Below are 12,470 nucleotides of genomic sequence, written 5' to 3' on the forward strand. Positions count from 1 at the left end.
GCTGAGATTGATACCCAGCTGCGGGAACGAGCACGCGCGGCTCTCGAACACGCACCCCGAGCCGAACGTCTCCGACGTCCACCATTCCGCGTCGCGCACGTTGAGGACGAACCAGCCGTCGACGACGGGCGCAAGGCCCGAGCCGGAGTCCTCGAGACGCGCCTCGGGCACGGCGGCATCGTAGAGGGTTGATCTGGGTCATGGGCACGCGCGGTTTGCGGGCCTGCGCTGCTCGGCGCCAGCTCTCCCCGCCACGCATCCCCAACCCGCATCGAGCCTCTAGAAGTCGATGCGCATCACGACCCGGCGGAGCGTCGGCCGGTTGACCTCCGCGAACCCGGCATCTGCGAAGATGCTGCGGCTGCCGACGTGGAGCTCGCCGACCAGGTCGATCTTCCGCCCGGGCTCGGTGATCATCGGGTAGCCCTCGAGGGCACGGGCGCCGCGCGTCCGCGCGAAGTCGACGGCGGCGCGGGCGAGCGCGCGGCTGATGCCCCGGCGCCGGAAGCCCGTGCGGGTGACGAAGCACGTCACGGCCCAGACACCCTCGTCGGACTTGTCCTCGGCGCGCCCATCCCAGGGGACGCGCGTCTTGAGCAGCAGGCGGGGGTAGGCGGTGCGAGGCTCGACCGCGCACCAGCCGACGGGCTCGCCGTCGAGGTACGCGACGAGCCCGCTCGCCGTGCCCTCGGGGTGACCGCAGTCGGTCTGCGCACGGAGCCGAAAGGCCAGCTCCTCGGCGCCGACGGACACCCAGGACTCCCCGGGCTGCATCTTGTACCGCTGGCACTGGCACCTGGACGGATCGCCCCGGGTGCCGAACACGGCCTGGACGTCCTCCCAGGTCGCCTCGTTGGCAGGGACGATCGTGACCCTGGGCTCCCCCGTGTCGTCCACGCGGGCACGGTACTCCAGGGGGCTCGCCCCGGCGCAGCACCGGAGGCCCGCATCACGGCCGACTTGGCGGTCGGAGCGTCTAATCTCTTGGGCTCGCATGGCGACGTTCTCGACGCGCTTTCTCGGGTGCAAGGTCTCGTTCGCCGACGCACAGGCGATCCGAGAGCGTCTGCTCACCGACGGTCACGAGGAGGTCGCCGCGGGCGGCGAGATCCAGGTCGTCAACACGTGCTGTGTCACGCACGAGGCCGTCTCGAAGTCCCGTCAGGCGGCTTCGCGGGCGGCTCGCTCGGCACGGACGGTCTACGTCACCGGGTGCGCGTCGAACCTCGAGGGAGCCTTCTCGGACGAAGCGGAGAACGTCGTCGTCACCGGCAGGACGGGTGACGACGCGGCGGAGTTCGTCGCCGGTGACGTGGGCGCGATCGGCTGTGTGAACGCCGAGCACCGGCTCGACCGGGTGCGCGCGTTCGTGAAGATCCAGGACGGCTGCTCCTTCTCCTGTGCGTTCTGCGTGATCCCGCTGGTTCGCGGAGCGACCCGGAGCCGCACCGCGGGGGCGGTGCTCGACGAGATCCGGCGGCGTGTGGCCCAGGGGCACCGCGAGATCGTCCTGACCGGCGTCAACTTGGGTTGCTTTCGCGACCGCGCTGCCGGCTACACACTCGCGCGGCTCGTGCGCGAGGCCGGCGCGACGCCGGGCCTCGACCGGCTGCGCCTGTCGTCGATCGAGCTCAACCACGTCGACGACGCGCTCGCCGCGGCCGTGCTGGAGACGCCCACCGTCGCGCCGCACCTGCACGTGCCGCTGCAGTCCGGCGACGACCGGGTGCTGCGCGCGATGGGACGCCGCTACACGGCCGCGCAGTTCGAGCGCAGGCTCGCCCCGCTCGCCGACCTCAACCTGACGACCGACGTGATCGTCGGCTTCCCGGCCGAGGACGACGGGGCCTTCCGGCGGACGCTCTCGCTCGTCGAGCGGGTGGGGATGACGAAGGTGCACGTCTTCCCGTACTCGCCCCGGCCCGGCACACGTACCGCGGCCGAGGACAGCGTCCCGGCCGCGGTGAAGCGCGAGCGCGGCCGGCAGCTTCGAGCCCTCTCCGACGAGCTCTGCCGCCGTCGCTGGCGGGCGCGGGTCGGCAGCTCGGATCGCGTGCTCGTCGACCGGCCCGGGCGGGGCTACGCGGACGACTACACGCCGTGGCTCGTCGACGCGAAGGTCGGCGAGCTCGTCGCCGCTCGCGCCGTCGGAGTCGCCGAGGAGGGGGTGCTCGCTGTTGCCGCCTGAGGACTGCCTCTTCTGCCGGCTCGTCCGTGAGGGCGAGCACGTGCATGCGGCGGACGGGTTCGTCGCGATCCGCGACATCGCGCCCAAGGCGCCGACGCACCTCCTGGTGATACCGGAGCGCCACGTCGAGACGTTCCGCGAGGTCGAGGAGTTTCCCGCGGAGGAGGCGAAGCGGATGCTCGAGTTCGTAGCCGAGACCGCGGCGAAAGCAGGCCTGGAGGACTACCGCGTGATCGTCAACATCGGGGCCGGCGGTGGGCAGACCGTCTTCCATCTCCACTGGCACGTGCTCGGGGGCGGTAGCCTGCCCGGGTTCGAATGACCCTGATCGCCGACATCGAGGGGCAGCTCAAGGACGCCCGGCGCGCCCGTGACGATGCGCGGCGCGACGCCCTGGCGCTCCTGTTGAACGCGCTTCGGTCGGCCGAGAAGGAGCTCCAGCGCTCGCTCTCCGACGACGAGTCCCTCCAGGTGCTGCAGCGTGAGCGGAAGAAGCGCGTCGAGGCGATGGAGGCGTTCGACGCGGCCGGTCGCGAGGAGCAGGCCGACCGGGAGGAGTTCGAGCTGGACGTGATCGAGGAGTTCATGCCCGACCAGCTCTCCGAGGAGGAGCTCGAGGAGATCGTCGACGACGTGATCGCCGAGGTCGGGGCGACGTCGATCCACCACCTCGGGCGCGTGATGGCGGACGTGATGCCCCGCGTCTCGGGGCGGGCCGACGGCTCGGTCGTCAGCCAGCTCGTGCGCGAGAAGCTCGCGTAGAGCGGTCGAGACGACAGCCTTCCGGCCTCGGGAGCGGCCCTGGCTCGAGCACGTTCCCGGCGCACGTCCGGGTCCGGTGGGGCGCCGCGCACGCGCTCAGCGCGAGTGCCGCCGAGAGCTGCCGCCGTGACCGCGCGACGGCGACGTAGGCGAGCGCCGTGAGGCGCGGCAGGGCGCGCGCGAGGCGCGCGCTCACCTCGCCGGCCGGCAGGACGCGCAGTACCGGCGGGACCGCGGCGCCGGCCGAGCGCCGGCGGCCGCGGCCGTCGATCGCATGGAACGCTTCATAGCGGGCGGGCAGCGACAGGTCGCGGAGCCACGTGTCGCCAATCGGTGAGCCGATGGGCGCGACGCGCAGCCCACGCCGCGCGAGTGCTCGCGCGAACGCCGCGCAGATCCCGCAGTCCTCGTCGTACAGGACGAGCTCGGCGCGGTCCTCCACGACACGACCGTAGCGGGCCGGGAGGCCGCGTGTGTGCGCCCTACACTGGGACGCGTGCAGGAGGTCCTCACGGTCCCGAACGAGGTCGCGGCGGAGCTCGCCGGCGTCGCCGACGGCGTGCTCGACACGCTCCGGGAGCGTCTGGGCTGCTCGATCTCGCTGCGGGGGAACCGGCTGACGCTCGCCGGCGACGACGCGCGCGTCGCCGAGGCGCGGGCGGTGGTCGACGAGCTCGTCGAGCTCGTCGAGGGCGGTCATGCGATCGGGCCGGACACGGTGGGCGCCGTCGTCGCCGCGCTCGACCAGTCGGAGGACATCCGCGACGTGTTCGACGACGTGGTCTGGCGTCACCGCGGGAAGAAGATCGCGCCCAAGACCGTGACGCAGAAGCGCTACGTCGACGCGATCCGCACCGCGACCGTGACCTTCGCGATCGGGCCGGCCGGCACGGGCAAGACGTACCTCGCGATCGCCCTCGCGGTGAAGGCGCTCTCGGAGCGCGAGGTCGGGCGGATCATCCTCACGCGACCGGCCGTCGAGGCGGGTGAGCGGCTCGGGTTCCTCCCCGGCGACGTGCTCGCGAAGGTCGACCCGTACATGCGGCCGCTCTTCGACGCCCTCTACGACACGATGGACGCCGACCGCCTCAACGCGTACATCGACCGCGGCACGATCGAGGTCGCACCGCTCGCGTTCATGCGGGGGCGGACCCTGAACGACTCCTTCGTGATCCTCGACGAGGCGCAGAACACCACCCCCGAGCAGATGCAGATGTTCCTCACCCGCCTCGGGTTCGGCTCGAAGATGGTCGTCACCGGGGACGTGACGCAGGTCGACCTCCCGCGCGAGCAGGCCTCCGGCCTGATCCACGTGCGCGACATCCTGCGGTCGCTCGACGGGATCGGGTTCGTCGAGTTCGGGCACGAGGACGTCGTCCGGCACAAGCTCGTCCAGCGGATCGTGGAGGCGTACAAGCGCCACGCCGAAGAGACGGGCTCGACGCGCCGCCGCTGATGCTCGAGATCGAGGTCTCGAACCGCAGCGGGACGACGGTCGACGAAGCCGGCGCGGTCGCGCTGGCGCGCCACGTGCTCGCCACTGAGGGCATGCGGGACGGAGAGCTCGGGATCGCGTTCATCGCGCCCGAGGAGATGCGCGCGCTGAAGCACGAGCACCTGGGCATCGACGAGCCGACCGACGTCCTCTCGTTCCCGATCGACGGTGTCGGGCCTCTCCCGGACGGCGAGCCGCGGGCGCTCGGCGACGTCGTGCTCTGCCCGGCGGTGGTCGGAGACGACTGGCGCCGGCCGCTCGTCCACGGCCTCCTGCACCTGCTCGGCCACGAGCACGGGACGGCGATGGAGGCGAGAGAGCGCGTGCATCTGTCGTGATCACCCCTCGCCGCCCACCCTCGGTGTTCGAGAGCTTCAACTTCGCGATGGAGGGGATCATCCACGTGCTCCGGACGCAGCGGAACATGCGGATCCACTTCGCGGCGGCGGTCGCGGTGCTGATCGCCGCGCTCGCGTTCGACGTCTCGCGGCTCGAGCTGATCGCCCTGCTGATCGCGATCGCGTTCGTCCTGATCGCGGAGATGATCAACACCGCCGTCGAGGCCGCCGTCGACGTCGCGTCGACGTCGTTCGACCCGATGGCGAAGCTGGCGAAGGACATCGGCGCCGGCGCCGTCCTCATCGCCGCGGTCAACGCGATCGCCGTCGGCTACCTCGTCTTCTCCGGCCAGGTGGCCGAGGAGAGCTCGCGGCTGCTCGACAAGCTGTCCGAGGCGCCCGCCGAGCTGACCCTGATCGCGCTCGTCTTGACGACCGCGATCGTGATCGCCCTGAAGGCGTTGTCCGGGCGCGGGTCGCCGCTGCGCGGCGGGTGGCCCTCGGGCCACGCTGCGGTCGCCTTCGCCGGATGGATGGCGGTCACGCTGGTGCTCGACGACTCCGACCACCGGTTCCTCGTATCCTCCCTCGCGCTGATCATGGCGCTGCTCGTCGCACAGACCCGGATCGAGGCGGGGGTGCACTCGACGCTCGAGGTCGCCTCCGGGGGCGCGCTCGGGGCGCTCGTCACGCTGGCGATCTTCCAGGGGTTCTCGGCGTGACGGACGCGGAGCTCCTCTCCGCGGCGGACGCGGTCGCGGCGCGCGCGTACGCGCCGTACTCCGGGTTCGACGTGGGCTGCGCCGTCCTCTGTCGCGACGGACGGGTCGTGGAGGGCGTCAACGTGGAGAACGCTGCCTACCCGCTGGGCGTGTGCGCCGAGCGCACGACGTTCTCGCGCGCGATCGCGGAGGGCTACCGGCCCGGTGACTTCGTGGTCGCCGCGATCACCGCCTCGCCGTGCGGGGGCTGCCGGCAGTGGCTCGCCGAGATGCGGGTCGAGCGAGTCGTGTTCAGGAACGGCGGCCGCGTCGTCGAGATGACCCCGGACGAGCTGCTGCCCGAGCAGTTCGTGCTGTGACCCGCAGGGCGCGGCCGCACACGGGGTGCAGCGGTCGGCACCCTCTCGCGACACTCCCGTCACTCACCTGCGCGCATTTCCACGGTACGCTCGACGCGTGGGGAGGAGGCCGGTGGCCCACGGCGCTGGCCGCCGCGGACATGGCCGAAACGGACGAGGAGCGGGGCGCGTGAAGGCGGGCCTGGTCGCTGTCGCCGGGCGGCCGAATGTCGGCAAGTCGACCCTCGTCAATGCGCTGACGGGCGAGAAGGTCGCGATCACCTCGACCGTCCCCAATACGACCCGGCGGCGGATCTTCGGGGTCGCGAACGGCGAGGGCTGGCAGCTCGTCCTCGTCGACCTTCCGGGCTTCCAGCGCCCGATGGACGCTCTCACCGAGAGGATGCAGGAGACGGTGGACGGCTCCTTCGAGGACGTCGACGTCGTCCTGCTCGTTCTCTCCGCGCGCGACCGGATCGGTGCCGGAGACCGCTTCGTCGCGCGGCGGGTCTTCTCGCTCGGTGTGCCGGTCGTGATCGCCCTCAACAAGATCGACCGCCTGAAGCACGGGCACGTCGCGGCCCAGATGAAGGTCGCGGCGGGGCTCGGCGACTTCCATGCCCTCCACCCCGTGAGCGCGAAGGTCCGGGACGGGATCGAGGAGCTGCGGGACGACCTGGTGCACCTTCTGCCGGAGGGGCCGGCACTCTTCCCGCGCGAGCAGCACACCGACCTCACGCTCGAGGAACGCGTCGCGGAGGTCATCCGCGAGAAGGCGCTCCACCTGACGCGCGACGAGGTGCCGCACGCCCTGATGGTCGAGGTGGACGAGCTCGGTGACACCGTCCGCGCGCGCGTGCTCGTCGAGACCGAGTCGCAGAAGGGGATCCTGATCGGCAAGCGCGGGGCGATGATCCGCGAGATCGGCACCCGCGCGCGGCCCGAGGTCGAGGCGCTCGTCGGCCACCGGGTCTTCCTCGAGCTGGTGGTGAAGGTGAGGCCGCGGTGGCGGCGGGATCGAAAGTCGCTCGAGCGGCTCGGCCTCTGACCGGCCGTGTCAGTGGAAGCGCTGGACCTCCGGCGCGATCCGGAGGATCACGCGCTCGGACGTGATGCTCGACTCGTCGTAGTCGCGGCCCCGGTACTTCCGGGAGAGCGAGTCGATGTGCTCCCTCGCGGCGGGGCCACGGACGATCTCCACGACACGTCCACGCACCTCGGCGTACGTGTACGGATCCTCACGGTCCCAGATCGTCACGGTCACGCGGGGGTCGCGCTCCACGGCCTTGAACTTCGCGCGGTGCACCTCCGTGTTGATCAGGACGTGATCGTCGTCCGCATCGACCCACATCACGTGGGTCATCGGCCTCCCGGACGAGAGGAGCACGCTGAGCGCGGCGAAGTTCGGCGCCAGCGCCAGCTCTCGTACTCCGCTTTGGAGCGCCACCCTCAGGCCCGGGCGGCGTCCATGGCCTCGTCGGCGTCGACCCGGTCGGCGAGGGTGCGCGCGACCTTGAGCCACAGCTCGGGGAGTGTGTCGAGCAGGTCGACGAAGTCGCGGCCGGAGATCGCCAGCACCCGCAACGGGGTTGCGGCGATGACGGTGGCCGTGCGCGGCGAGCGGGAGAGCAGCGCGATCTCGCCGACGAAGCTTCCGGCCCCGAGCCGCGCGATGCGCCGCCCCCGGCGACGGACGTCGACCTCTCCCTCGACCACGACGTAGAACTCCGTTCCCGGCTCGCCCTCGCGGATCAGCTCGGTGCCCGGCTCGACCCCGCGCTCGTCCGCGAGGGACGCGATGCGACGGAGGTCCCGCTTCGAGCAGAGCTCGAAGAGCGGGAGGCGACGGATCAGCTCGACCCGGGCGTCGGCGCGGAGCAGCACGGGGGCACACTCTAGACTGACCCCGTGAGCCAGACACTGGCACTGCCGCGCACGCTCGAGCTCCCGGGAGGCGGGCGCCTCCCGCGCGTGGGCTCGGTCGACGCGGTCGCTCTCGAGGCGCGTGCGGCGGAGCTGGCGAAGCGGTCGATCAAGCGCGAGTCGAAGGTCTTCGCGCTCGAGCTCGCAATCCGGATGATGGACCTGACGACGCTCGAGGGCGCGGACACACCGGGCAAGGTGCGCGCGATGTGCACGAAGGCCATGTACCCGGATCCCGGCGAGCCCTCGGTACCGCACGTCGCCGCCGTGTGCGTCTATCCCAGCCTCGTGCCGGTCGCGCGCCGCGCATTGAAGGGAAGCTCGGTCAAGATCGCCTCCGTCGCGACGGCTTTCCCCTCCGGACAGGCGCCGCTCGCGGTCAAGCTGGCCGACGTCCGGGCCGCGGTCGAGGCCGGCGCCGACGAGATCGACATGGTGCTCGATCGTGGCGCCTTCCTCTCCGGCCGGATGGGGCAGGTCTACGAGGAGGTCGTGGCGGTCAAGGAGGAGTGCGGCAACGCGCACTTGAAGGTGATCCTCGAGACCGGCGAGCTCGGAAGCTACGACGCCGTGCGCCGGGCGTCGCTCGTCGCCATCGCCGGGGGCGCCGACTTCATCAAGACCTCCACCGGGAAGGTCTCGCCGGCCGCGACGCTGCCCGTGACGCTCTGCATGCTGGAGGTGATCCGCGACGTCCACGACGAGACCGGTCTCGTGATCGGGACGAAGCCCGCGGGCGGGATCCGGAAGGCGAAGCAGGCTGTGCAGTACCTCTGCGTCCTGCATGAGACGCTGGGCGTCGACTGGATGACGCCCGACCTGTTCCGCTTCGGCGCGTCGTCGCTCCTGAACGACGTCCTGCTCCAGCTCCGCAAGCAGCGCACCGGCATCTACCGGTCGCCCGACGAGTTCACGCTCGACTGATGGGCGCCGTCGAGAAGCAGAGGAGCGGGCTCGCCGCCACGGGCGCCTGGGACTACGCGCCCTCGCCCGAGTCGCGCGAGATCGTCTCGCTCGAGGAGCGGTACGGGCTCTTCATCGGCGGCGAGGAGGTCTCACCGCGCTCTCGATCCTGGTTCACGACGGTGTCGCCGGCCACCGAGGAGCCTCTCGCGGAGGTCGCCCAGGCCGGTGCGAGGGACGTGGCGCGCGCGGTCGACGCCGCCCGCGAGGGGTTCGAGGCCTGGAGCGCCTGGAAGCCGTCGGAGCGGGCGAAGGTGCTCTTCCGGATCGCGCGGATCCTGCAGGAGCGCGCGCGAGAGCTCGCGGTGGCGGAGTCGCTCGACGGCGGAAAGCCGATCAAGGAGTCTCGCGACGTCGACCTGCCGCTGGCGGCGGCACACTTCTTCTACTACGCGGGCTGGGCGGACAAGCTCGAGTACGCGTTCCCGGGCCGCCGTCCGCGTCCGCTCGGCGTCGCCGCGCAGATCGTCCCGTGGAACTTCCCACTGCTGATGCTCGCGTGGAAGATCGCCCCGGCGCTGGCGTGCGGGAACACGGTGGTGCTGAAGCCGGCAGAGACGACGCCGCTCACGGCGCTTCTCTTCGCGGACGTGTGCCGCCAGGCGCAGGTGCCGCCGGGTGTCGTCAACATCGTCACCGGGGACGGGTCCACGGGCGCGCATCTCGTCCGCAGCGAGGGGATCGACAAGGTCGCGTTCACCGGCTCGACCGAGGTCGGCAAGGCGATCCAGCGCGAGCTCGCAGGCCGGGACATCGCGCTCACGCTCGAGCTCGGCGGCAAGGCGGCGAACATCGTGTTCGACGACTGCGCGCTCGACCAGGCGGTCGAGGGGATCGTCAACGGGATCTACTTCAACCAGGGCCACGTCTGCTGCGCGGGGTCGAGGCTGCTCGTGCAGGAGTCGATCCACGACCAGCTCGTGCGCAAGCTCAAGCGCCGCATGGCGACGCTTCGCGTGGGCGATCCTCTCGACAAGAACACCGACATCGGCGCGATCAACTCGAAGGCCCAACTCGAGCGGATCGTCGAGCTCGTCGAGAGCGGGACGGAGGAGGGCGCGGAGATCTACCAGCCGCCCTGTCGCCTGCCGGAGAAAGGCTGGTGGTTCGCGCCGACGGTGTTCACGAACGTCGCTCAGAGCCACCGGATCGCGCGGGAGGAGATCTTCGGACCGGTGCTCAGCGTGCTCACCTTCCGCACCCCCGACGAGGCGGTGGAGAAGGCCAACAACACCATGTTCGGCCTCTCGGCCGGGGTGTGGACGGAGAAGGGGTCACGGATCCTGTGGATGGCCGACCGGCTGCGGGCGGGTGTTGTCTGGGGCAACACCTTCAACCGGTTCGACCCCGCGTCCCCGTTCGGCGGCTACAAGGAATCCGGCTTCGGACGCGAGGGCGGCCGCCACGGGCTCGAGGCGTATTTGAGGTTCGAGTGACCAGCCCGCGTCAGCCCGCTCCGGTGCTGGGGGCCAAGCTCGTGCTCCTCACCGCGCTCGCGTTGGGCATCTGGTACGTGCTTCGCGCGGAGGTGGGGGAGTGACGCCGAGGCTTCCGGTGCGGAAGACCTACAAGCTCTTCATCGGAGGCGCGTTCCCACGCTCCGAGTCGGGCCGCACCCTCGAGCTGGAGGGCCACAACGTCGCGCGTGCGTCCCGCAAGGACGCAAGGGACGCGGTCGTCGCCGCGCGCAAGGGGTACGGGGCCTGGAGCACGGCGACGGCGTACAACCGCGGGCAGGTCCTGTACCGCCTGGCCGAGACGATGGAGACGAGGCAGGCCGCGCTGGCGGCCGTCTGCAGCGGCCGGCGGGAGGTCGCACGGGCGATCGACCGCGTCGTCTGGTACGCGGGCTGGGCCGACAAGCTCGCGCAGGTGCTCGGTGGTGCGAACCCGGTCGCGGGGCCTTACTTCAACTTCACGCTTCCCGAGCCGACGGGGGTCGTGGCGTTGATCGCCCCGGACGAGCCCGCCCTCGACGGGCTCGTCGCGCGCGTCGTACCCGCGCTCGTCGGGGGAAACGCGGTGGTCGTCGTCGCGTCCGAGGCACATCCGCTGGCGGCGATCGAGCTGGCCGAGGCGGTCGCCACGTCGGACGTCCCCGCCGGGGTCGTCAACATCCTCACCGGTCACCGTTCGGAGCTCGCACCCGTGTTGGCCGCGCACATGGACGTGAACGCGATCGACGTGACCGGTGCGGACGGTGACGTCGCGGCCCTCGAGGTGCTCGCCGCAGAGAACGTCAAGCGGGTGGTGCGGGCGCGGGACGACCGGAGCCCGTGGGAGATCGGCGCGTTCATGGAGCTGAAGACGGTCTGGCATCCGCTCGGGCGCTGACCCTGGCCCGCCGCTTTCCGACGCCGTTCATCGGGGCACCCCAACCCACCACCCGCTGCCAATTCTAACGAGTTCGTTGTCGATCTTGGCGACAATTCAGTGGCGACTTTGCGCCGACTTCGTGACGGCGTCCGGAGCACAGGGACCGCCGGCCGCGATGTGAGCGCTTCGTGAGGCGGGCTCATCCGAGCACGCGGACCACCGCCTCGCCCACCTCCTCGAGGCGCCGCGCGAGAGGGCCCTCGGCCAAGAGCCATGGCCGGCCGCTCTCGCGTGCCCGAGCCAGGTAGCGCTCGTGCATCCAGCGGCGCTGCTCCTCGAACGCTCGGATCCCGTCGTGACGCCAGGGGACGTCCAGTCCGCAGACGACGAACAGGTCGTACGGGCGAGCGAGCAGATCCTCGAACCCTGTTGCCGGTGCTCCGAGGTACACCTCGTGGAACACCGCCGTCGTGAACGCATCGGTGTCCGAGAAGAGCACGCGCTCGGCGAGAGTCGCGAGGAAGTCCTCGTACCAGCAATGGATCCGCGCGACGTGGGTGAACTCCCAGCTCGTCCACGGCGTGTCCGGCTGGCGCCCGATGAGCGTGTAGGGCCTGCCGTACTCGGGGTTCCAGAGAGTTCCGAAGCGCTCGGCCAGCGCCTGGGCGAGCGTCGACTTGCCGGTCGACTCGGCGCCGAGGAGGCACACGCGCTTGACGTCGGGCACGACCGGGCGAGCCTACGGCATCGAGCCGCGTCCACCGAGGCGCCGCGTCCGAGCGGGTCGAGCCGACCGCCGGGGGCCGGGCAGGCAGCCCGGCCGCTGGCGCCGGAGCCGTCGACTAGCATCCGCGTCCGTGACCGATCGACGGCTGAGCCAGGCGATCGCGGAAGGCGACGGCATCTCGGTGCTCGTGCACGTCCGTGACGCCGACGCCGCCCGGCGTGCCGAGGCGGGCGGCGCGGAGGGAATCGTCGTGAGCAGCGCCGAGCTCGAGCTGAAGGAACACACCGGCCTGCCGCTGCTCGCGTACGGACTGCAGCCGGACGAGGCGCGCGCCACCCACGCGGTGGTGCTCACGGCCGACGACGAGGACACGCTGACGGGTCTGGCCGAGCGTTGCCAGGAGCTCGGGCTCGAGTACGTCGTCCGCGTCCGCGACGACGACGAGCTGGAGCGTGTGCTCGAGCACGTCGACCCCGAGATCCTGCTCCTCGCCACCGACGAGGCGGACAGCGAGCAGCCGCCGCTCGACAGGGTCCTGGAGCTGCTCCCGGACGTCCCTGCGGGCAAGCTCGCGATCGCAGAGCTGTCCGGAGCCTCGCGCGAGGACGTCGAGGAGCTCGAGCGGGCCGGTGTCGACGCGGTCCTGGTCAGCGGCGACGTCGAGGCGCTCGTGGGCGACGCCGTCCCCGACGTGTAGC

17 protein-coding genes are annotated in these 12,470 nt (G+C 71.3%); 12 read left to right on the plus strand and 5 right to left on the minus strand.

Translation table 11 applies throughout. The features are described 5' to 3' along the window. Nucleotides 1-279: 279 nt before the first annotated feature. On the minus strand, nucleotides 280-897 hold the full coding sequence (locus VFO26_RS07220; protein WP_325114245.1) for a GNAT family N-acetyltransferase: 618 nt from the start codon (nucleotides 895-897) through the stop codon (nucleotides 280-282). Nucleotides 898-994: 97 nt separating this feature from the next. Between VFO26_RS07220 and VFO26_RS07225 the strand changes: the two genes are divergently transcribed. The 3 genes from VFO26_RS07225 to VFO26_RS07235 are packed head-to-tail and all read left to right on the plus strand — an operon-like array spanning nucleotide 995 to nucleotide 2,950. Then, nucleotides 995-2,188 carry a MiaB/RimO family radical SAM methylthiotransferase gene (locus VFO26_RS07225; protein ID WP_325114246.1) on the plus strand — a complete coding sequence of 398 codons (1,194 nt, stop codon included), beginning with the start codon at nucleotides 995-997 and terminating at the stop codon, nucleotides 2,186-2,188. Further along, nucleotides 2,178-2,510, plus strand: a complete 333-nt coding sequence (locus VFO26_RS07230) for an HIT domain-containing protein (RefSeq protein WP_325114248.1) — start codon at nucleotides 2,178-2,180, stop codon at nucleotides 2,508-2,510. The genes VFO26_RS07225 and VFO26_RS07230 overlap by 11 nt, the downstream gene beginning before the upstream one ends. Next, complete coding sequence (locus VFO26_RS07235; RefSeq protein ID WP_325114249.1) at nucleotides 2,507-2,950, plus strand: GatB/YqeY domain-containing protein; 444 nt, start codon at nucleotides 2,507-2,509, stop codon at nucleotides 2,948-2,950. The genes VFO26_RS07230 and VFO26_RS07235 overlap by 4 nt, the downstream gene beginning before the upstream one ends. On the opposite strand, the gene VFO26_RS07240 is transcribed toward VFO26_RS07235, so the two are convergent. After that, nucleotides 2,919-3,392: a DCC1-like thiol-disulfide oxidoreductase family protein gene (locus tag VFO26_RS07240; protein WP_325114250.1), complete on the minus strand. Its 474-nt coding sequence runs from the start codon at nucleotides 3,390-3,392 to the stop codon at nucleotides 2,919-2,921. The two genes, VFO26_RS07235 and VFO26_RS07240, sit on opposite strands and share 32 nt — an antisense overlap. Before the next feature lie 54 nt (nucleotides 3,393-3,446). Here VFO26_RS07240 and VFO26_RS07245 point away from each other — a divergent pair, with 54 nt between their 5' ends. The 5 genes from VFO26_RS07245 to era all read left to right on the plus strand — a co-directional run bounded on the left by VFO26_RS07245 (nucleotide 3,447) and on the right by era (nucleotide 6,891). Beyond that, a complete protein-coding gene (locus VFO26_RS07245) occupies nucleotides 3,447-4,406 on the plus strand; it encodes a PhoH family protein (protein ID WP_325114251.1) in 960 nt (319 codons plus the stop codon). Beyond that, a complete protein-coding gene (gene ybeY / locus VFO26_RS07250; protein ID WP_325114252.1) occupies nucleotides 4,406-4,783 on the plus strand; it encodes an rRNA maturation RNase YbeY in 378 nt (125 codons plus the stop codon). The genes VFO26_RS07245 and ybeY overlap by 1 nt, the downstream gene beginning before the upstream one ends. After that, nucleotides 4,780-5,505, plus strand: a complete 726-nt coding sequence (locus tag VFO26_RS07255) for a diacylglycerol kinase (protein WP_325114253.1) — start codon at nucleotides 4,780-4,782, stop codon at nucleotides 5,503-5,505. Before ybeY ends, VFO26_RS07255 begins: the two co-directional genes overlap by 4 nt. Next, the gene (locus tag VFO26_RS07260) at nucleotides 5,502-5,864 is read left to right on the plus strand and encodes a cytidine deaminase (RefSeq protein ID WP_325114255.1); all 363 of its coding nucleotides are present in this window, start codon (nucleotides 5,502-5,504) and stop codon (nucleotides 5,862-5,864) included. The genes VFO26_RS07255 and VFO26_RS07260 overlap by 4 nt, the downstream gene beginning before the upstream one ends. A 169-nt stretch (nucleotides 5,865-6,033) precedes the next feature. Continuing rightward, nucleotides 6,034-6,891 carry a GTPase Era gene (era, locus tag VFO26_RS07265; RefSeq protein WP_325114256.1) on the plus strand — a complete coding sequence of 286 codons (858 nt, stop codon included), beginning with the start codon at nucleotides 6,034-6,036 and terminating at the stop codon, nucleotides 6,889-6,891. A 9-nt stretch (nucleotides 6,892-6,900) separates the two neighbouring features. Here the strand turns inward: era and VFO26_RS07270 are convergent, their stop codons facing one another. Both VFO26_RS07270 and VFO26_RS07275 read right to left on the minus strand, forming a co-directional pair. Next, the gene (locus tag VFO26_RS07270) at nucleotides 6,901-7,290 is read right to left on the minus strand and encodes a TIGR03618 family F420-dependent PPOX class oxidoreductase (protein ID WP_349259056.1); all 390 of its coding nucleotides are present in this window, start codon (nucleotides 7,288-7,290) and stop codon (nucleotides 6,901-6,903) included. A gap of 2 nt (nucleotides 7,291-7,292) precedes the next feature. Continuing rightward, nucleotides 7,293-7,727 (minus strand): cyclic nucleotide-binding domain-containing protein, encoded by a 435-nt coding sequence (locus VFO26_RS07275; protein ID WP_325114258.1) that lies wholly within the window; start codon nucleotides 7,725-7,727, stop codon nucleotides 7,293-7,295. A gap of 36 nt (nucleotides 7,728-7,763) precedes the next feature. Here VFO26_RS07275 and deoC point away from each other — a divergent pair, with 36 nt between their 5' ends. The 3 genes from deoC (at nucleotide 7,764) to VFO26_RS07290 (ending at nucleotide 11,063) form a co-directional block, all read left to right on the plus strand. Continuing rightward, entirely contained in the window at nucleotides 7,764-8,690 is a 927-nt protein-coding gene (gene deoC / locus VFO26_RS07280) for a deoxyribose-phosphate aldolase (protein ID WP_414653064.1), read from the plus strand. Then, nucleotides 8,690-10,165: an aldehyde dehydrogenase family protein gene (locus VFO26_RS07285; RefSeq protein WP_325114260.1), complete on the plus strand. Its 1,476-nt coding sequence runs from the start codon at nucleotides 8,690-8,692 to the stop codon at nucleotides 10,163-10,165. Before deoC ends, VFO26_RS07285 begins: the two co-directional genes overlap by 1 nt. A 100-nt stretch (nucleotides 10,166-10,265) precedes the next feature. Further along, nucleotides 10,266-11,063: an aldehyde dehydrogenase family protein gene (locus VFO26_RS07290; RefSeq protein ID WP_325114261.1), complete on the plus strand. Its 798-nt coding sequence runs from the start codon at nucleotides 10,266-10,268 to the stop codon at nucleotides 11,061-11,063. A 181-nt stretch (nucleotides 11,064-11,244) separates the two neighbouring features. On the opposite strand, the gene VFO26_RS07295 is transcribed toward VFO26_RS07290, so the two are convergent. Continuing rightward, on the minus strand, nucleotides 11,245-11,772 hold the full coding sequence (locus tag VFO26_RS07295; protein ID WP_325114262.1) for an AAA family ATPase: 528 nt from the start codon (nucleotides 11,770-11,772) through the stop codon (nucleotides 11,245-11,247). 130 nt (nucleotides 11,773-11,902) lie between these two features. On the opposite strand from VFO26_RS07295, the gene VFO26_RS07300 reads away from it, so the two are divergent. After that, the gene (locus VFO26_RS07300; protein ID WP_325114263.1) at nucleotides 11,903-12,469 is read left to right on the plus strand and encodes a hypothetical protein; all 567 of its coding nucleotides are present in this window, start codon (nucleotides 11,903-11,905) and stop codon (nucleotides 12,467-12,469) included. Nucleotide 12,470: the final 1 nt, after the last annotated feature.

Source organism: Gaiella sp. (assembly GCF_035710885.1).
Taxonomy (GTDB): Bacteria; Actinomycetota; Thermoleophilia; order Gaiellales; family Gaiellaceae; genus Gaiella.

Coding starts and splice junctions, on each gene's coding strand:
- ybeY (WP_325114252.1), top strand. CDS start 4,406: ATGCTCGAGATCGAGGTCTCGAACCGCAGCGGGACGACGGTCGACGAA.
- VFO26_RS07225 (WP_325114246.1), top strand. CDS start 995: ATGGCGACGTTCTCGACGCGCTTTCTCGGGTGCAAGGTCTCGTTCGCC.
- VFO26_RS07235 (WP_325114249.1), top strand. CDS start 2,507: ATGACCCTGATCGCCGACATCGAGGGGCAGCTCAAGGACGCCCGGCGC.
- VFO26_RS07285 (WP_325114260.1), top strand. CDS start 8,690: ATGGGCGCCGTCGAGAAGCAGAGGAGCGGGCTCGCCGCCACGGGCGCC.